This is a genomic window from Elusimicrobiota bacterium (assembly GCA_016180815.1).
GTDB lineage: Bacteria > Elusimicrobiota > Elusimicrobia > JACQPE01 > JACQPE01 > JACPAN01.
Genome location: JACPAN010000010.1, coordinates 36,839 through 54,746 on the forward strand (window position 1 = coordinate 36,839; position 17,908 = coordinate 54,746).

At 52.9% G+C, this 17,908-nt stretch carries 20 protein-coding genes; 4 read left to right on the top strand and 16 right to left on the bottom strand.

Annotated features, from left to right (window positions below; all coding sequences use genetic code 11):
- Nucleotides 1–81 precede the first annotated feature (81 nt).
- Nucleotides 82–1,455 carry an NADP-dependent isocitrate dehydrogenase gene (locus HYT79_05175; GenBank protein ID MBI2069975.1) on the top strand — a complete coding sequence of 458 codons (1,374 nt, stop codon included), beginning with the start codon at nt 82–84 and terminating at the stop codon, nt 1,453–1,455.
- 120 nt (nt 1,456–1,575) lie between these two features.
- Nucleotides 1,576–2,007, top strand: a complete 432-nt coding sequence (locus HYT79_05180; protein ID MBI2069976.1) for a DUF3052 family protein — start codon at nt 1,576–1,578, stop codon at nt 2,005–2,007.
- 102 nt (nt 2,008–2,109) lie between these two features.
- On the opposite strand, the gene HYT79_05185 is transcribed toward HYT79_05180, so the two are convergent.
- The 7 genes from HYT79_05185 to HYT79_05215 all read right to left on the bottom strand — a co-directional run bounded on the left by HYT79_05185 (nt 2,110) and on the right by HYT79_05215 (nt 6,126).
- Nucleotides 2,110–2,421, bottom strand: a complete 312-nt coding sequence (locus tag HYT79_05185) for a hypothetical protein (protein ID MBI2069977.1) — start codon at nt 2,419–2,421, stop codon at nt 2,110–2,112.
- Nucleotides 2,422–2,423: 2 nt separating this feature from the next.
- Entirely contained in the window at nt 2,424–3,215 is a 792-nt protein-coding gene (locus tag HYT79_05190) for a hypothetical protein (GenBank protein MBI2069978.1), read from the bottom strand.
- The gene (locus HYT79_05195) at nt 3,212–3,628 is read right to left on the bottom strand and encodes a hypothetical protein (protein MBI2069979.1); all 417 of its coding nucleotides are present in this window, start codon (nt 3,626–3,628) and stop codon (nt 3,212–3,214) included. Before HYT79_05195 ends, HYT79_05190 begins: the two co-directional genes overlap by 4 nt.
- A gap of 10 nt (nt 3,629–3,638) precedes the next feature.
- Nucleotides 3,639–4,082: a hypothetical protein gene (locus HYT79_05200; GenBank protein MBI2069980.1), complete on the bottom strand. Its 444-nt coding sequence runs from the start codon at nt 4,080–4,082 to the stop codon at nt 3,639–3,641.
- A 567-nt stretch (nt 4,083–4,649) separates the two neighbouring features.
- The gene (locus HYT79_05205; GenBank protein MBI2069981.1) at nt 4,650–5,081 is read right to left on the bottom strand and encodes a type II toxin-antitoxin system VapC family toxin; all 432 of its coding nucleotides are present in this window, start codon (nt 5,079–5,081) and stop codon (nt 4,650–4,652) included.
- Between the two features lie 11 nt (nt 5,082–5,092).
- Nucleotides 5,093–5,437 carry a hypothetical protein gene (locus tag HYT79_05210; GenBank protein MBI2069982.1) on the bottom strand — a complete coding sequence of 115 codons (345 nt, stop codon included), beginning with the start codon at nt 5,435–5,437 and terminating at the stop codon, nt 5,093–5,095.
- Nucleotides 5,395–6,126: a M48 family metallopeptidase gene (locus tag HYT79_05215; protein ID MBI2069983.1), complete on the bottom strand. Its 732-nt coding sequence runs from the start codon at nt 6,124–6,126 to the stop codon at nt 5,395–5,397. Before HYT79_05215 ends, HYT79_05210 begins: the two co-directional genes overlap by 43 nt.
- An 83-nt stretch (nt 6,127–6,209) precedes the next feature.
- Between HYT79_05215 and HYT79_05220 the strand changes: the two genes are divergently transcribed.
- Together HYT79_05220 and HYT79_05225 are read left to right on the top strand one after the other, a co-directional pair.
- Nucleotides 6,210–6,452, top strand: coding sequence for a type II toxin-antitoxin system Phd/YefM family antitoxin (locus HYT79_05220; protein MBI2069984.1), 243 nt, complete (start codon nt 6,210–6,212; stop codon nt 6,450–6,452).
- Complete coding sequence (locus HYT79_05225) at nt 6,446–6,712, top strand: Txe/YoeB family addiction module toxin (protein ID MBI2069985.1); 267 nt, start codon at nt 6,446–6,448, stop codon at nt 6,710–6,712. Before HYT79_05220 ends, HYT79_05225 begins: the two co-directional genes overlap by 7 nt.
- A 13-nt stretch (nt 6,713–6,725) precedes the next feature.
- Here HYT79_05225 and HYT79_05230 read toward each other — a convergent pair whose 3' ends face one another.
- Genes HYT79_05230 through HYT79_05270 form a run of 9 tightly spaced genes read right to left on the bottom strand, consistent with a single transcriptional unit; the run spans nt 6,726 to nt 17,900 of the window.
- Entirely contained in the window at nt 6,726–7,136 is a 411-nt protein-coding gene (locus tag HYT79_05230; GenBank protein ID MBI2069986.1) for a YjbQ family protein, read from the bottom strand.
- Entirely contained in the window at nt 7,133–7,870 is a 738-nt protein-coding gene (locus HYT79_05235) for a DUF559 domain-containing protein (GenBank protein MBI2069987.1), read from the bottom strand. Before HYT79_05235 ends, HYT79_05230 begins: the two co-directional genes overlap by 4 nt.
- Nucleotides 7,867–9,033, bottom strand: a complete 1,167-nt coding sequence (locus HYT79_05240) for a glycosyltransferase family 4 protein (protein MBI2069988.1) — start codon at nt 9,031–9,033, stop codon at nt 7,867–7,869. Before HYT79_05240 ends, HYT79_05235 begins: the two co-directional genes overlap by 4 nt.
- A gap of 1 nt (nt 9,034) precedes the next feature.
- Nucleotides 9,035–10,345 carry an FAD-dependent oxidoreductase gene (locus tag HYT79_05245; GenBank protein MBI2069989.1) on the bottom strand — a complete coding sequence of 437 codons (1,311 nt, stop codon included), beginning with the start codon at nt 10,343–10,345 and terminating at the stop codon, nt 9,035–9,037.
- Entirely contained in the window at nt 10,342–11,370 is a 1,029-nt protein-coding gene (locus HYT79_05250) for an undecaprenyl/decaprenyl-phosphate alpha-N-acetylglucosaminyl 1-phosphate transferase (protein ID MBI2069990.1), read from the bottom strand. Before HYT79_05250 ends, HYT79_05245 begins: the two co-directional genes overlap by 4 nt.
- Before the next feature lies 1 nt (nt 11,371).
- The gene (locus HYT79_05255; GenBank protein ID MBI2069991.1) at nt 11,372–13,438 is read right to left on the bottom strand and encodes an alginate lyase family protein; all 2,067 of its coding nucleotides are present in this window, start codon (nt 13,436–13,438) and stop codon (nt 11,372–11,374) included.
- A 48-nt stretch (nt 13,439–13,486) separates the two neighbouring features.
- On the bottom strand, nt 13,487–15,646 hold the full coding sequence (locus HYT79_05260; GenBank protein MBI2069992.1) for a bi-domain-containing oxidoreductase: 2,160 nt from the start codon (nt 15,644–15,646) through the stop codon (nt 13,487–13,489).
- A complete protein-coding gene (locus HYT79_05265) occupies nt 15,643–16,863 on the bottom strand; it encodes a nucleotide sugar dehydrogenase (GenBank protein MBI2069993.1) in 1,221 nt (406 codons plus the stop codon). The genes HYT79_05260 and HYT79_05265 overlap by 4 nt, the downstream gene beginning before the upstream one ends.
- On the bottom strand, nt 16,863–17,900 hold the full coding sequence (locus HYT79_05270) for a flippase-like domain-containing protein (GenBank protein MBI2069994.1): 1,038 nt from the start codon (nt 17,898–17,900) through the stop codon (nt 16,863–16,865). Before HYT79_05270 ends, HYT79_05265 begins: the two co-directional genes overlap by 1 nt.
- Between the last annotated feature and the right edge of the window lie 8 nt (nt 17,901–17,908).

Here is a 17,908-nt window from a genome sequence, read left to right on the forward strand (position 1 = left end):
ATCAGGAGCGTTTTTTAAGGGCGTTGAAGGTTTTATTTCTGTAAAATGAGTCATCAATTATAAAAATTTCTCGGAGGCTTCATGGGTCAATATCAAAAAGTAAAGGTCCCCGCCGGCGGCGCGAAAATTCAATTCAAAAACGGCAAATTAGAGGCGCCGGAGCGCCCCATCATTCCCTTTTTCGCCGGAGACGGCACCGGGCCCGATCTTTGGAAAGGCACGCAGCCCGTTTTAGATGCCGCTGTTGAGAAAGCCTACGGCGGCAAAAAGAAAATCGTCTGGATGGAAATTTACGCGGGACTCTCCGCGCTCATGCACTACGACAAGGACACCGTGCTCCCCCAAGAAACTTTGGATACGATTTCTGATTTCCGTGTGGCCATCAAAGGCCCGCTGACCACGCCTGCCGGCGGGTTTAAATTCGTCTGCCTCGTCTGCGCGACGGAACAAAACGAGACGAACGGCAAACGCCCGGCTCAATGCGCGAAATGCGAGTCCGAATGGGTCACGCCGCGATTCCGTTCCGTCAATGTGGGCCTGCGCCAAAAACTCGACCTTTACGCCTGCGTGCGGCCCGTGCGCTGGTTTAAAGGCGTTCCCTGCCCGGTCAAAGCTCCTGAAAAATTCAACATCGTCATTTTCCGCGAAAACACGGAAGACGTTTACGCGGGCATTGAATTTGAGAACGGAACGCCGGAACAAAAAAAGGTCTACGAATTTTTGACTAAAGAGATGGGCAAAAAATTCCGGGCGGATTCGGGCATCGGGATCAAGCCGATCTCGGCCACCGGCAGCAAGCGCCTGGTGCGCATGGCCATCCAATACGCCTTGGACCATCAAAAGCCCTCGGTGACCTTGGTTCATAAGGGCAATATCCAAAAATTCACGGAAGGCGCCTTCCGCGACTGGGGCTATGAGGTGGCCAAAGGAGAATTCCGCGACAAAATCGTCACCGAGCAGGAACTTTGGGATCAATATGAGGGCAAAATGCCCTCGGGCAAACTCCTCGTTAAAGACCGCATCGCCGACCAGACATTCCAACAATTGCTCCTGCGACCTGATGAGTACAGCGTGCTGGCCACTCCCAATTTAAACGGCGACTATATTTCAGACGCGGCCGCCGCCCAGGTGGGCGGCCTGGGCATCGCCCCCGGCGCCAACATCGGCGACGGCGTGGCCGTATTCGAGGCCACGCACGGCACCGCTCCCAAATACACGGGCAAAGACATGGTCAATCCGGGTTCGCTGATTCTCTCCGGCGTCATGATGCTGGAGCATCTAGGCTGGCAGGAAGCCGCGGACCTGGTTGTACACGGCCTTGAGGCCACGATTCAAGCAAAAACCGTCACCTACGATCTCGAGCGCCAAATGCAAGGAGCCAAAAAACTCAAAACGTCCGAATTCGGCGCAGCCATCGTAAAGAACATGGGCCGCCGCACCGCCGCCGTCGCTTAAAAGCGACGCCGAACTGCCTCGACTAATTAGACAGGTATTTTCCCTAAGCTTCCCTCTTGTCTAAAGAGTATTGTGCCCCGGTTAACTTCGAGGCAGCTAAAATAGGTTAAGGAGGACACAATGGAAACATCAAAATCAGCTGTCCGAGGCCCCCAAAAGCGTCGATGGTTGAGCGAACAGAAACTCGGTACCACCGAGCGCAGTCGCGTTGCCGCAAAGTACGCCCCGGACGATTACGCTCAACTACTCAAGCCTGTCCCGCCGAGCGTTGTTTTCGAGAAGAAGGTCTCCCAGCGTACGGATATCGTCCACGTCTTCAGCGACAAGAAATCATCTCTAAAAGCGGAACTCGTGGCTCTGCGTAAATCCATCAAGAGCGATGCTGTGGTGTGGGTTTCCTGGCCGAAGAAGGCATCGAAAGTGCAAACTGACATCATCGAAGACACAGTTCGCGAATTGGCGCTCCCGCTTGGGTTCGTAGACGTAAAGGTTTGCGCCGTGAGCGAAGTTTGGTCGGGCTTGAAGTTGGTCGTCCGCAAGGAGCTTCGCTGAAAATGCGGCCTAACCACCGCATCGAGGCGGACCGTCGCCAGCGTCGCTTCGCGACCCCGGCTCCGTCCGCTCATGCGGGACGTTAGGGCGCCAATAGAACTCCTACCAGACGTATACCTTGTACTTTTTGTCCGCGACCTTTTTAGAAGTAATCCTGAGCGTCCGGGCTTTTGCTAGACGAAACAATGCCACGGCCACACGCCCAGCATCGCATGGATACTTTGTTTGGACTTTGGCAAAGACTTCGCCCGCGACACGCGGAGTGGAAAAGAAGCGAGCATCCCTCAGCTCAATCAGGGCATCGGACAGCGAATTCTTGCCCGCTTTGAGCGGAGGCCCTTTCTTTTTCGAAATGATGGCCTCGAGAGCAGCTATTCGCTTTTCATGGTCCTTTAACATCGTTGCTTGGTCCACTCTTATTTCCTCACTTCTGGCGCACCGGCACGCCGAATGATTCCTTCCGCCTCTTCCATTCCAAGCGCACGCAGGCGAAGAGAGTTCCCATCGTCATCTACAACACTAGCGAGTCGTCTGACCGCCAGCTTCGCATTATTGATGGAAAACTGATGACGACAGATCGTATCAACAAGAGTATCCACGGTGACTCGCCGTGGGTGCCGATACCACAAGGTCAGCAGGCCGACCTCGCGCGCGCTGATTTTCTTGATGTTAAAATACGGACGTCTATCAATTTCCTCAGTGAGCGGGTATTTCTTCTCCATCAATTCCGCGACGAGATCGCTGGCATCCTTTAGGCTCAAAGCGCCGCGGCCAGAATAACGCACGAGCTCGGCCATTATCCAAGAACATAAAACTACGATAACATCGGCGTCCATTTCGTTTGGATCGACCTCACCCGGATCGTGGCGAGCACCGCGGTTACTGGCGATTTCATAGCCAAATCTGCATGCACGCGGGATCACGAGCCTAATCGTGTCATCGAGGCTGGTCCGCGGCATGGCAAACAGGTCGTTAATAACCTTATCAACCTTGAAATCTCGTGAAGCAGGCAACGTCTGTCCGGCATACAAGGATACGGCCTTCATGATCGCTTCAATAAACTTGCCATCCTTCACGATCGCGCCCTCCCAGTCCTGGTGCTGAAACTTCTCAATCGCCGCAATATGGTGATCAATGGCCGCCACGACGTGCTTCTTCTCAAATTTAGTCGCGATCTGAGCTTCGATAACCTTTGCCGGTGAACTCAATTAAGTATCTCCGACCAGCGCGGAAGAAGAACATACACGCCCTTCTTGGGTGAATCCGCCCAACCGTTGTCCTTCGCCCTGTTGGAGTAGGCCCGATTATAGGCGCCCCCCATCAAGCCGACCATCTTGCTCCAGGCGTCCTCAACCGATTTAACCGGGACCGTCGCATTTCCAGTTTTACCTTTTGCAAGATAGGCCAGCAGAAGCGTAAATTTCTCGGGGCCCTTAAGAGAACGCGCGTGCGTCTTCATGAAGAAACGCATCGGCGCGTTGAAATCAATCTTGGGCGCCCGGGCAGGCGCCAGCGCCTTACGCGCAACAGTTACCTTAGATTTAGTTCCCAACTTCTCCAGAACAACCTCACCCTGATAGATGTTTTCGGCATCATCAATGAAACGAATTTCCAGTTTCATTTCTGCATCCTCACCAGTTCGAATACACGAATATTTTTCCCTTACCCTTTCGAACTTCCTGGGTCCGGCGCAACACTCTACGCCGCGTTTGCCGGACCAGAATCGGGCTTAACGTCGTAATCGGATATGAATGACCCGCGACGCGCAATGCCTCACGCACATCGAAAATCGACTTTGCGTTCTTAAAGAACCCTTCACGCGCTAAATCCGAGACTCGCTCAGTCGGCCCGCCCTTTCCTGATCCCTTTGCGGTGCGCGCGGGTACAGCCAGGGCTTGCTTCTTATGGGTAGAATTGGCCACGAAACCCACATTGGATCCACCCCCGGAGAGCAGGTGGCCCAATATGACCTCAAAGGCCTTTTCCTTCAGCTTTTGATCCTGCATATCGCTGACGGATTCTTCAGCCTTCTTGCGGGCGGCGCGGATATTGGCAATTGGGTTATTTTGTTTCATTGGTAGACATTATAAGGAATTGCAATATTTACTGTCAACTCACCGTCGGAGATTTTATTATTGATAGACTTAGCATATGAATATAAATTTATTATCCGAGCTTTGGGACGGGATCGGTGACGTAGAGCACCGAAAAGAGTGCGCCCTAACCATTGGCTTGTGCCGCCGCGTTGCGCGCGCGGCACAGCCTCGGCGATGCCGATCAGGTCACAATGCCAGAGCCATTAACGCCAATCCCAAGCCTCATGTCAGAGTACCTTGGCAAGTGGGGGCAGTTAGAAAATTACCGGCTCCAGGAGGCTTCGCTGCGCCTCCTCTTTCACAGCCTCTGCTCCGAAAACAAAAAATTGAGCATGTGCTGCTAAAAGTAAGTGCCCTTAACGATTTACAGCACCAATATTTTCGACACATATTCAGTAGCCAAGCATACCCTCAAAAAAGACATAGATGAGAGTTCAAGGATTCCCTCTTTATGGCCAATGACTCAATAAGGCCATGGGATGAACCAGTCTTCTCTTCCGGGGACATTTTGCGGCCTCGAGAGTATTCGTACAGGTAGATCTCGGATTATGCCTTCGGCAAAACAAAACCTTCAGACCTAAGGCCTACGGCTTGGGCGGCAAGACCCTGCCGGACATCATGGGTGGCAAACAGCAGTTCCCTTTTTTCATGCTCGAGTAAATGTAGGGCTGAAGCGAGATGAATGGCATCAAGCGTTCCAATAACGGTTGGAAAACTTGCGGCGGCTCGATCAAGTATGGAAGCGCTTAAGACGATAAGATTGAAAGCCTGCAAGGCCTTTACCAGGGTCTGCGTTTTATCCGCCATTTCAAAATCGTTGAGCTTACCTTCAAGACGATAACGATCCAAAACCCTCAAAGCTTCCACTCTTGTAAGTTCGCTGGTATAAAGATTCACATCAGACCCCAAGAAAGAGCTCGCACCGCCGGAGTCGAGTATCTTGCGAAGGATGACCGAAGAGTCCAAGTAAGCGATCAATGGGGCGGAACTCACCGCCTATCTCTATCTTCGCGCAGATCGGCGACGACATCAATTTTGTGTCGTAAAGGACGGGTTTTTAAACGTAAAAATTGCTCGGGGCTTGCCTTAGCTGGAATGACTTTGAAATCACTCACCGACTTAGGTGAGGCCAAAATTTTAGCAATCGGTGTTTTTCGATCTAAAACCAAAACTTCTTCTCCCCTCTTAACCAAATTAAGGTAATAACTTAAACGCGCCTTAAGATTAGCAATATTAGCTGATATCATGACTATATTATAGTCATAAGTAGTCATATTTTCAACAGCCTGGATCAAATCATTCGAAACAACGCCAAACTGTTTAGCCTTAGCCAAACTCTTCGGGATTTGTAGTCGGGCAAAACGGATTGCACCATCCGCCAGAACCGGTCCGAATGATTGGGGTGCTTCAGGTGGCACAATTCATGGACCACCACATATTCCAAAACCGGCGCAGGGGTCATGGCCAGACGCCAATTAAATCTTAGATTTCCTTTGCCGGAGCAGCTTCCCCAGCGGCTTTTTTGATTGCCGACCCGGCACTTTGCCGGTGTGACGCCTAGGATAGGCGCATACTGTTGCATGTGTTCTTGTATTTTCTGCGCGGCCAAGCCCTTATAAAAGTCCATCAGAGCGCGCCGCGCCGCCTCTTTCAAATCGTTTTGCTTGCCGGCGGGCAAAACCATTCTTAGGCAGCCATCTTCGATACCGCAAAAATTACGTTTAACCGCTTCGGATATCGCAAACTGAAATCTGTAATTTTTCCCCAGCACCGGGAAGGATTCTCCGCTGACGAATTCCCTGGGCGGATGCTCCGCGAGCCGGTTGCGGAAAAAATCGGTCTGTCTAAATATCCAATCCGCATGTTTGAGCACAAAGGCTTCAATGTCCTTTTGCCGGGCGGATTTGGGCGCACTGACCGCCACTTCCCCCTCTTGATTGATGCGCAAGGTCAACCTGCGCTTCCAGGCTCTAAATTTCAAGGAATACTCAATTTTCTTGTCTTGATGCAAAATTTCCGGCATTGAAACAGATGATCATTATATCGGCATTTGTCGGCAACGAATCACGCTATTGCAAAATCGTACGACTTCTGGTACGATTCATTATGATCACAATGACGGTGAGCGAAGCCAGGACGAACCTATACCGCCTGATCGACCGGTCGGCGGCCTCCCATGAACCCGTGCACATTACGGGGAAACGGACGCATGCCGTATTGATTTCAGAAGAAGATTGGCGCTCTATTCAAGAGACGCTTTACCTGCTTTCCATTCCCAAGATGCGCCGATCCATCAAAAAAGGTTTAAAAACTCCGATCTCCCAGTGCGCTAAAAGCCTTAAGTGGTAGTTTGGCGCCTAGTCTATACTAAGGACGCCCAGAAGGATGCTAAAAAACTTGCCCAAGCCGGGCTAAAAACGAAAGCCCAAAAACTGCTGGATATTATCGCTAAAAACCCTTTTGCCAACCCGCCCCCTTTTGAAAAACTGGTAGGCGACCTTGCCGGAGCCTATTCACGCAGAATCAATATTCAGCACCGTTTGGTGTATCAAGTCCTCAAAGACATAAAAACCGTCAAAGTCCTTCGGATGTGGACTCATTACGAATAAATAAACGATTGATTTACTCGCCCAGGATTTTAACGATGACGCGTTTTTTTCTTTGGCCGTCGAATTCCGCGTAAAAGACCTGTTCCCAGGGGCCTAAGTCGAGTTTGCCTGCGGTCACGGGCAAAACAGTCTGGTAATGGATCAGCGTTCTTTTTAAATGCGCGTCGCCGTTATCTTCTCCGGTTTGATGGTGGCGGTAATCGCCGACCGGCGCCAGGCGCTCAAGCAAATCCATTAAATCCTGTTTCAACCCCTCCTCTTCATCATTGACCCAAATGCCGGCGGTGATATGCATGGCGCTGACCAGGCACATGCCCTCTTGAATCCTGCTTTTGGTGACCAGCTCTTGAATGGTTTGGGTGATATTGGTCAAGTCCTTGCGTTTCTTGGTGTTGAAATAAAGATATTCGGTGAAACTTGTCATGATTTTAACGCGGCCGCGATTTTTTCCCGGCAAGCCTTTTGATCGTTCATGATTTCCCCCTCCGACAACCTTAAAATACGCCAACCCAAAACGCTCAGATCAGCGTCTTTTATTTTGTCTTTTTGTTTCTGATCGGCACGGCGATGGGAACGGAACCCGTCGCATTCAATGCCCAAACGGCTGGTTTTCAGAAATAGCGCAAAATCAAGGCGCCATCGTTTTTTAGGAGTCAGGCGAATCGTGTATTCTCTTCGATAAGGAAAACCGGTTGCCTTCACATACTCCTCGACCATCTCTTCGATAGGCGGCAAATCAAAAAGCTCTTTAACTTCCCGACAGTTTTTGAGTTTTCCCAAAGTGGTGAAGCCGAAGGTCACGCGCATGCGGCGCTGATTAAGAATAGGTTGAGGCAACGTGCGGCAAGGACCTAAATGTAAAAGATAATACGGCTCATTGGCTCTGGGATGTTCCGGCTCATCTCTAACGATATCGCGGCGCTTTACGGTTTCTATTTTCCGAACACTCGCCCAGTATCTGATTAAACCATCAAACCCCTGGGGCCGCATTTTAATAAGGCCCAAATTTTCTTGGGTAGACACCGGCTGATAAAAAGCGACATAACGGAGTTTTCGTTTGGGGGCATGGGATTGGGGAATGCGGTAGAGACGCGAACGAAGAATCATGTTTAAGTCTTTGGGGGATTTGACGACGCAGATTAAAACGTTGCGGGTCATAGACGTGTTGTGATTGGAGAAAAAAGAGAGGAATAAAGCTTTTCCTGGCGGCGGACCATGGCATCGATATCGAAATCCTCATTAATCGCGGCCTTGGCTGCCGTAGACAGGGATTTGCGCTGACCGGCATCTTCAAGCACGGCCTTGAGCCTGCGTTCCATGGCATCAAGGTCGCCCGAAGTCAAAAGAAAGCCGTTCTTGCCGTTTTGAATCACTTCCCTTAAACCATCCGCGGCATAAGCCAACACAGGCAAGCCCAGGCGCAAGGCTTCCACCGAAGATCTCGGCAGTCCTTCCCATAAACTGGTCATAACGAAAATATCCGAAGCATTGAGGATTTCCCGGACATCTTCGCGCCAACCCAAATATTTAAGATTGGGCGGCGCTTGCTGAAAAATCGTTTCCCGCGCTCCGCCCCCCTCCCAGCCGCCAATGAATAAAAAGACAGGCAGTGAGGCATGATTCTTGAAGCGCCGGGCAAGCTCGATATAGTGCTCCGGGTTTTTCTGAGCCTTTAAATTGCCGACCGTGGCCACAACCAAAGCGTCGGTGGACAAATTCAACTCTTTGCGTTTTTTATTGCGATGATCCGCGCTCAACTGATCCAGAGACTTGAGCGCCACCCCGCTGCGGATAAGAACCGGGGGCTCTTTAGCCGTAATATTCCAACGCTTGGCGTATTCTTCATTGCTTTTGGAAACGAAAACAAACTGGGTCGTGATTTTTCCGGTGATGCGCTCGGAAAAAGCCAGGAGGCTGCGGGTTAAGGGCTTTTGAAAATCATGAAAACCGAATCCGTGGAAAGTGTGGATGACAACGGGAACGCCGGCCAGTTTCGCGGCCCATCGGCCTAAAATGCCGGCCTTGGAAGAATGGGTATGGATGATATCGGGCCGAATGCGCCGCAAATAAACAATCAGCTCAAACAAAGCCAATAAATCCCACCAAGGCCGAATTTGACGCTTCATGAAGCGCAGCCAATGAATCTGAATTCCCTTGGGAAGCAACAGGGCTTCTTTATCCAAATATCCGCCCACGCCGCAGACCAGATGGACGTCGAAGCCTTCCCTGTTTAAATGGCCGACAGTATAAAGGGTATTTTGCTGAGCGCCCCCGAATTCAAGTTTGGTGATTAAGTGAAGGACTCTGATCTTGCCTTGCAATTTAAACCGTGGAGGCTGACAAGACTTTTTCCGCGGCTGCTTTGCCGTCTAAAATCGCTTCCTCCATAAAGGAATACTTCCACGCTCCGTAGCGGCCCGTTGACAGAATATTGTTTTGCTCAAGGAATTTGAAGGCTTCGGGCAGGAAATTCCTGCGCTCCTTGGTGAAAATGACATAGGCCGGGGCAATGCGTATCCACTTGGTCATGGACACCTCGTCTTTAGGCCGCATCCAGCCCAAACCGCGAAGAGCCGAAATCGTGTGATTGAGCATTTTCTTATAGTCGAAATGCTCCCGTTCCCAGGCCGCAAATTCCACGTAAAAAGAGCTCATGCCCGGCGGCGCCAGGGCCGGAGCGAAATTGCTCGATGTGCCGATGCGGTAAAAACGAAACTTGCCTTCGGGAAAATAGACCCAATGTTTTTCGCTGGGTTTGGGATTAGTGATGCCCAAATTCAGGTTATAAACCACGGTGTAATTTAAAGCCTTGGCTCTGGCTGCGTCGAGCGCTTTGGGCAGGCGCGGGGTCAATCGCTCCAAAAATTGGTTCAAGGGAGCCGTATTGATCAGCCAGTCGTAAGAATAGCGGCGGCCCTGGCTGGTGGTGAGCTCTTTTTTCTGCCAATTGATTTCAACGACATCAACGCCCATGTAAAGGTCCGCGCCCTCTAGACAGGAAGCGATCGCGTCCGGAAGAGCCTGGATGCCCCCTTGCTTGGGGTAATAAAACGTGGCGTTATAGCCGAAGAATTTCTTCTGATCAACGAGAGCTCCGTAGAGAACTTCTTCGCGAGAAGGCACGGGGACGAAATTCCTGATCCACTCCGTCGTCATTTTTTTCAAATCAACGCGCCAAAGCTTGCGGTTGTAAGGAAACATGAAATGATTGGAGATGCCCGCGCCGAAGGTTTCCAGGCACCAATCGTGGAAACTCGGATCCGGGGAAGGCTTGGCCATTTTGTCCCTGGTTTTTAGAAAGGAAACAACGCAGTCCGCGACGATTTTAGGCGGCAGGCCGTAAGTATTGGCTTGGTAAGGGAAACGCGTGAAAACATTCTTGGAATAAATCCAGGAATCCCGTTTCAAGAGCGCCAATTTGTCTTTAAGCAGATTGTCGATCAGCCAGCCTTTGGTGTAAGGATTGTGCATATGCAGCAAATGGCCGGTTTTGTCGAAGGTGAATCCGGCCTCATGCTCGGACGCGGCCAAGCCTCCGACCTTTGTGTCTTTTTCAAAAATAACCCAATCGCGCTTTAAGTGATAGGCGGCTGAAAGCCCGGCCAAGCCTCCGCCGATAATGACCGTCGTCATGAGATTGGTTTGGGCTTAATTTTAGTCAAACCCCAGGCAATAATGAATAAAGTGGCGATTAAAGCGCCGTAAATCAGCGCGGCGACAATGGGTTCAGTGACCTGCGTAATCAAATAAGCGACCATGGAAAAGGCCAAGGTTGCGGCTCCCATGACCAAAACGATTTTTTCCTCGGAAAAACCCAGGGCCTGAAGCCTGTGAGCGATATGATCCCTGCTGCCGCGAAAAGGCGAGAGCCCTTGCTTGGTCCTGATATACATCAGAAAAAAAGTCTCGAAAATCGGAACCCCGAGGATCAAGATCGGCGCGTAAACAGCGTAGGGATTGTATGTCGAATAAGAGGAGCCCAAGGCCAGAACAGCCAGCAAATAACCCAAGGTCAGGCTGCCGGCGTCGCCCATGAAAACCTTTTTGCGCGAGGATAAATTATGGGGCAGGAATCCGATTGTGGACCCTAAAATGGCGGCGGCCAAAATATTAACCAACACATCCTCGGATGGAAAACTGATGGCTAAAAAACTCGCGGCGGCGATGGCCACCTGGGTTGCGGCCAAGCCGTCGAGGATATCGATGAGGTTGATCGAATTGGCCACGCCCACGACCCAAAGCAGCGAAAGAAAAACGGCCAAATAATTGGGGTGCAGGAATTGAATGTGGATCGAGGCGACCATCAGCACGCCAGCGGCCAGAAATTGAAAAATAAATTTCCAGCGATAAGGCACGCCGCCGGGCCGGGTGTCGTCAATCAAGCCCAAGGTGAAAATAATCACCGCGCCTAGAAGAATGTAGCGGAAATTGCTGATCGTGCCCGTCGGGTAATGGGTTAAAAAACGCGCGGCCGCCAGCACCAGGACAATGGAACAAAAAATAGCGACGCCGCCTAAACGGGGCGTGGGCCGGGCATGGCTTTTCAACTGATGATCCGGCAAATCGAAAAGCCCGGCCCGAAAAGCCAGCCAGCGCACCACGGGCATCAGGCACAAAGACAACAGAAACGAAGCGACGGCGATGCTTAAATAAACCATCTCAGCTTTCCATTAGACGAAATACATGTTTTGATGGGCAATCAATTTCCAAACGAACCTGAAGCCTGGGCGTTGGGATGGAAACGCCGAAGGCCGGGGAATAGCGGCCCTGGGTTGCGCTCAGGGGAAACGGCGCTTCCAAAACAAATCGCCGGCCGCTCGGCGTTTTAAATCGAGCGGTCCCGCCCGCCAATTCCAAAAACCCGATATCAGGGGCCAAAACAAAAGACCAAGCGGCTGAGATACGCGCCGGCGAACCAGGAGCGCCAAGAAGAATTTCATCTTCGATCTCCAAGGAAAACAACGCTTGAGATAGAACTGTTTTGAAGCTGCGGCGATGGATCACCGGCGGTTTCAAGCGTTTGTATCCGTCATGCTCGCCGGTAAAAACGAAACGGCCGTCGAAAGCATTGAATGTACCGGCCAAAACCTTGGGCGCCGAAACATCGGGGCGCAGCCCGAACGGGCCCACGTCCATGCGGTTCTGCTCCTGTCCGCCGAGCATTAAGGTGTTGTGATGGCTGGTTGAACGAAACTGATCGCGCGCGGCCCGGTCGCGCAAATAAACGCCGGTTCCGGGATCGACACAAATATCTTCGCCGTAAAGCGTCAAATGAAAGCCCAGTCGGTCGTTATGCGCATGCCCGCCTTGCCCGCCCTGGCCGTTGTTAGAACAACTGATCGCCAAAAAATGCTTGCGCTCATTGTCGCGCACGCTGTAAATGCCGCCTTGCGGTAGTTGATGATGCTCAAGGCTCGCGGGCCGGACCGGTTTTTGTTGACGCCGGGCAGCCCAGCGATCAAGGGCGCTCGGCCCGAAAAACCACAAGGCCTCGGGCGTCAGATGCCCTTCCGCCATGGAAGGCGCGTGCTCAAACGCCAGCTCGCCCAAACCGTAAAGATAAGAACAATCCAATGGAGCCCGTTCCGGAGCCAGGTTCAGAAGCCGGCCCGAATCATTATCCCCGAATTGAACCATTTGCCCGCCGGGCTTCATAAAGACGCGCAGGGCTTCGAACATGCGGGCCAGTTTTTTTCCGTAGGACTTGAGCAAGGGCCGCCCCGTCTTATCGCAGACGACCCAGGCCCCCAGAAAAAATTCGGCGGCCAAGCGGTGGTAGCAAGTGGAGCTTTCAAAATCCATCCCATCCTCGTAAACCTGGACATCCATCTGCTCGCCGAAACTTTTCCTGGCCAATTCCCCCCACTGGCCGGAGGCCTGAAAATGCGGGTAACATTCGGCTAAAAACAGCAGGCCGATTAAATCGCCGAGCAAATGATTATTAGGAGCTTCCAAATTCTTAATGATATGAAGGGCATGGTTGAAAACAAAAGACGGCAAAATTTTGTCCAAGCGGCTTGCCAAGTCGCCATGGCGCTGGAGCTTGGCGCCCGACAGGCCCAAGGCGAACAACACATTGACCGCGCGCAGGCCCACATCCATGGCGCAGGCCCAATTGACCCCGTATCCGGGAGGATTCAAACGATGCCAATCTTCAAGCTGCCGGACGATTTCTTCCAAAAACCTTGGATCGGATGTCAGGCAAAACGCCTGGGCCAAGGTGACCAAATGATGAAAACGGGAAAGTTCCCAAGGAAGCTTCACATCAACCCCGTCAAGCTCGTTAAACGGACAATCAAGGTAAGTTCCGGCGGGATCCCAACGGTAGGGATGAATCCAATCATAATGCCACGGCAAATAAGTCGGCTCATGACTGAAGCGCGAAGCAAAGTCCGCGCTCAAGGCGCGCAGGTTCCTCGGCTGAGGCTCTAAAATCTGATAGTCGCCGGCTAAATATTGCTCGGCTTTCCGGCGAATCTCAGCCGCATGTTCAGGGAAAAGTTCCAAAATCATGGCTTTAAGTTTATCGACCTCCGCGTTCGCCCAGAAAGGAAAAATAAGCTCAAGATGCCCCGGGAATTGATCGCGGCGTTCGGGTTTGAGCGCAAAGCGCAAATGCCGCTCGCCCGCCCAAGACGGACGGCCCAAGAGGGACTTGGCGCGCAGGTATTGATTGCGGCCATGGGCGCGGATTTTTTTTAAGGCTTTTTTCGCGAGAAGATCCAACGGCAGATTTTTAACTTTACGAAAATTCTCCCTGATGCCTGACACGGGTCAGGCGGGCTCGGGCTTGCTGCGAAGGCGTTCATCGACTAAAAAAGAAAGCTCGGTGATGGCAGCCGCTTCCTCAAACGATACCGGCGGCGTTCCCCGGCGGCCCGTCACATATTCGGCGAAGGAGCGCCATTCTTCCTCAAAACCCTTGGCCGGGGCCGCGCGATTTTCCCGGAGAACGACCTCGCCGTTATCGACGATGGTCAGGCGCTTAAAATCATCCAAAATCATCATGCCCGACGGCGTCAAAATTTCGAAGCGTTCTTTGCCGAAGCCCTTGGCCGGGCTGGCGCCGTAAACAATGGTGGCCATGGCGTCTTGCGGATAGCGCAGTACCGTGACGCAGGAGTCTCCCGGCGCAAGCTCAGGCGAGGATAAAGCGGACGCCTGAACCTCCACCGGCATCCAAGGCCCTTCGGCGCCGGCGGGCTTAAGAAGATGCGAAGACAAATCAAGCATATGGCAGAGCTCGCCGATGACGCGGCCCCCGCCTTCCGCGCTTAATATCCAATGATTGGCGGGCACGACTTCCGCGGCCACCCGGTATTGAAGCATCCAAGGCTTCGGGCTTTTGTCAAGGCGCTCCTTGATTTTAACGGCCAACGGTGAAAATCTTCGATTAAACCCGACATGGAAAGGCGCGGGGCGCCGCTCATAGGCTTGGCGCAAATTCCCCAATTCTTCCATGTTCAAGGCCATTGGTTTCTCAAGAAAAACGGCTTTACCCGATTCCAATGCCGCCGCGGCCAAGGCCGCATGAAGATTGTGCCGGGTGCCGATTAAAACCAAATCCACATTCCGGTCGCCTAAAACCTGATTGTAATCCGCGGTCGAACGCGCGCCGTACTGCCCGGCGATAAACGCCGCTTTTTCGGAATGTTTGTTGCAAATCATGGTGATTTGAAAATCACCCAGGCGCGCCAGAATCGGCAAATGCACCGAGGACGTGAAGCCGCCCGCGCCGATGACGCCCACGCGGATTTTTCCCGTCCTGGCGCTCCAGGACACGGGCGCGGCGGGCTTCTCCCCTGATTTGTGCTCACCGTTGGCTTTAGGCTCATAAGTCAACAGCGTCATAATCGGCCCCCCGCCTTTACCGAGATTTTTATAGGCGGCTTCGGCTTTCTCCACGGGATAAACGGCTTGAATCAAGCCCGCGACATCTAATTTCCGGCGGGCGATCAAATCAAGATAACAGGCCATATTGCGCTCGCTGGTCCAGCGGACATAAGCTCTGGGATAATCCAATCCCCGCTCCTCATAATCGGGATCATAACGGCCGGGGCCATAGGCCACCGCGATATTGACGCTTAAATCTTTCTCATAGAGAAGCTCGCGCGGGATCGAGGTTTTGGTATCCCCTAAAATAGTGATGCGCGCGCGTTTCGCGCAAGCGCGCGCCGCCAAATCCAGCGGGCCTTCGTCTCCGGGAGCATGCACGGCCAGGAGGGCCCCATCCACCCCCTGTCCGTCCGTCCATTCCATGATCCGACGCAGGGACTCTTTCGAGGATTCCGCGCTCTGCCACAGCCACCCTCTTGATTTGGCGAATTCCAAACGCGCCGGATCGCGGTCCATGCCGATGACTTTGGCGCCGGCCGTAGTGAGCAGTTGAGCGACCAATTGCCCCACGGCGCCTAAACCCATCAACAAGACGGTCTCTCCGAGCGCAGGAGACAGCCGGCGCACGGCTTGCATGGCAATGGAACCTAAGGTCACGGTCGCCGCTTCCTCCAGGCTCACGCCCATGGGCACTTTGACCGTCAAACGGTTCGACGCCAAAATTTCTTCGGCATGATTGGCGAATTGGGCGCCCGCGCACGCGACCAGATCGCCGACCGCAAAACCATGGACTTGCCGGCCGCAGGCTTCCACGATGCCGGCCGCCGAATAACCGATCGGGCGCCCTTGCCGGAACGCTTCATCGAGCTTTTTCAAAAAAGCGCCGACGCCGCGCTCCTTGGCGAACCTGAGCGCTTTGCCGACTAAGTGCGGGTTCCTTCCGATGTCAAAACCGACTGAAGCCACGATGGCTGATTCCGTGCCCGGGGACACGGCCGAGGCCAAGATACGCACCCGCAGCTCATGATCGCCCGGCGCCCCGGGAGAAGGCACGTCCGCCACCACGATTTTTCCGCGCTTGAGCAGCAACTTTTTCATGGCATGACCCCTTTGAAATCAAGAATATTCTCAGCGCCCTTTCGGGATCGAAGGCCCGGCCAATCCAACGATAAAAATTCTTTATGGTCCACCAACAAGGCAATGACGTCGGCTTTGCTCAAGCCCTCATTAAGAGCGACCGAGGGAATATTGTGATTGAGGTTTTTAGCATGAGCATCGGCGACCATGAACGTCAAATCCCGGCGTTTCGAAAAATGCTCGATGATGTGCAAAGCCGGGCTCTCGCGTATATCATCGACATTGGCTTTATAAGTGGCGCCCAGGCAAAGCAACGCGGGTTTGGCCTTGCCCGTATTCTTGAGGGTCTGTTCGATCTCGGCAATGACGCGCAGGGGCTTGGCATCGTTGATTTCTCGGGCCAAGCGCGTCATTTTCGCTTCCTCAGGCGCGGCCTCCACCAAAAACCAAGGATCGACCGCGATGCAATGCCCGCCCACACCGGGCCCCGGACGCAGAATATTCACCCGAGGGTGCTTGTTCGCCAAGCGGATGACATCCCAGGCATTGATGCCTATTTTCCGGCAGACGGCCTCCACTTCATTGGCGAAAGCGATATTGACGTCGCGGAAGGTATTCTCGATGAGCTTGACGGTTTCAGCGGTCGTGCAGTCCGTCAGGTGAATCTCGCCTTGGACGAAACGCCCGTAAACGGCTTTGGCCCGTTCGCGAGATAATTCGTCGATGCCGCCGACGATGCGGTCGTTGGTGACGAGTTCCGTCAGGATATTGCCGGGCAGCACGCGCTCCGGGCAATGCGCCACAAAAACATCGCCGGGAATTTTTTGGCCGCTTCCGGCTAAGATCGGGATTAAAATTTTTTCAACCGTGGACGGCGGAACCGTGGATTCCAAAATGACCAAATTTCCCGGCTTCAACCGGCGCGCGATGCTCTGGGCCGCTTCACGCACGAAGGAGAGATCGGCCCGGGCGTTTTCATGCGGGGTCGGCACGCAAATCATGAAAACATCCGCCTCCTGAACTTCATCGTTTAAGCTCAGATGGTTTGATTTTAAGGCGGCCTCGACCAGGGTGTTTAACCCCGGTTCCTCAATAGGCGTTCGCCCTTGGCGCAAATGATCGATGACGGCTTTTCGCTTATCGACACCGACGACATCAAACCCATGCGTAGCCAAAATACTGGCCGTGGGCAGGCCGATATAGCCTAGTCCTAGAACACAAATCCGCTCGGTTGCCATCAACTCTTGATTGTAGCCTTTTGAGAATTCCCGAATAAACCGCGCCATAACTCGACCAAAGAATTTTCACGCGCAATCACGAGAAAGGAAGCGGCGAAGAGAAGAACGTAAGTAAAGCCATGCGCGGCCAACAGATAGGCCAAGGCTTGATCCGTTGCGAAACCCAGGGACTCCAAAACCCAAGAGCCCATAAGCTCGTAAAGCCCCAAAGCTCCGGGACTGACCGATGAGGCGTAAGCCAATGAAAGAGTCACCTGAAGAAACAAAAGCTGAAAAAACGAAAGGTGAATTTGGAATCCCTCGGCCATGGACCAGACGAAGAATAAGTCCGCCAGCCAAATGAGCAAAGCCGCGGCCATGGCCGCGGGCAAACGCTTGGCCAAGGCCCGCGCAATTTCCCTGAGTTGCCCCAACAAAGCGCTCGCCAACAGCCATAGACGGCGCCTCAAACCGCCGATATCAAAGGCCAACACCGCCATGGCCGCGACAAGCAAACAGCAAACGGCGATCAACGGCCACGGTAAGCCTTGGGAAGAATCAGTTCCTGGGCCGGATAATTTTTCCAGCCAAACTAAGAACAGGGAACTGTTGCCGATGAACGCCAACCCCATCAACAACAAAAGGCTGATGACATCCAGGACGCGCTCGGCAACGATCACCATCGATGATTTTAAAAACCCCAAGCCCGCTCTTTTGGCCAGATAATAAATTTTCAGCAGTTCGCCGACTCTCAACGGGATGAAATTATTGACGGCCAAGCATAGAACGGCGCCGCTGGCATAGGGTTTGGGCACCGAGGCGCGGCCTTCGCCCAGATAAGCGATGCGCAAACCCCGCAGCCATAATCCCGTTAAAAAAATGAAACCCGCAGGAAGAAGCCACAACGGCTGCGCCCGGCGCAAGGCGCTCGATATCTGGCTCCACTCGACATGGCGGAAAGCAAAATAAAAAAGCGCAGCGCCTAAGCCCAGGCTCATCAAACCCTGTAAAAGGCGCCTGCCGTTACCCAGCCCTGAAGCAAATTTTTGTTGAGGCACCGGTGCTT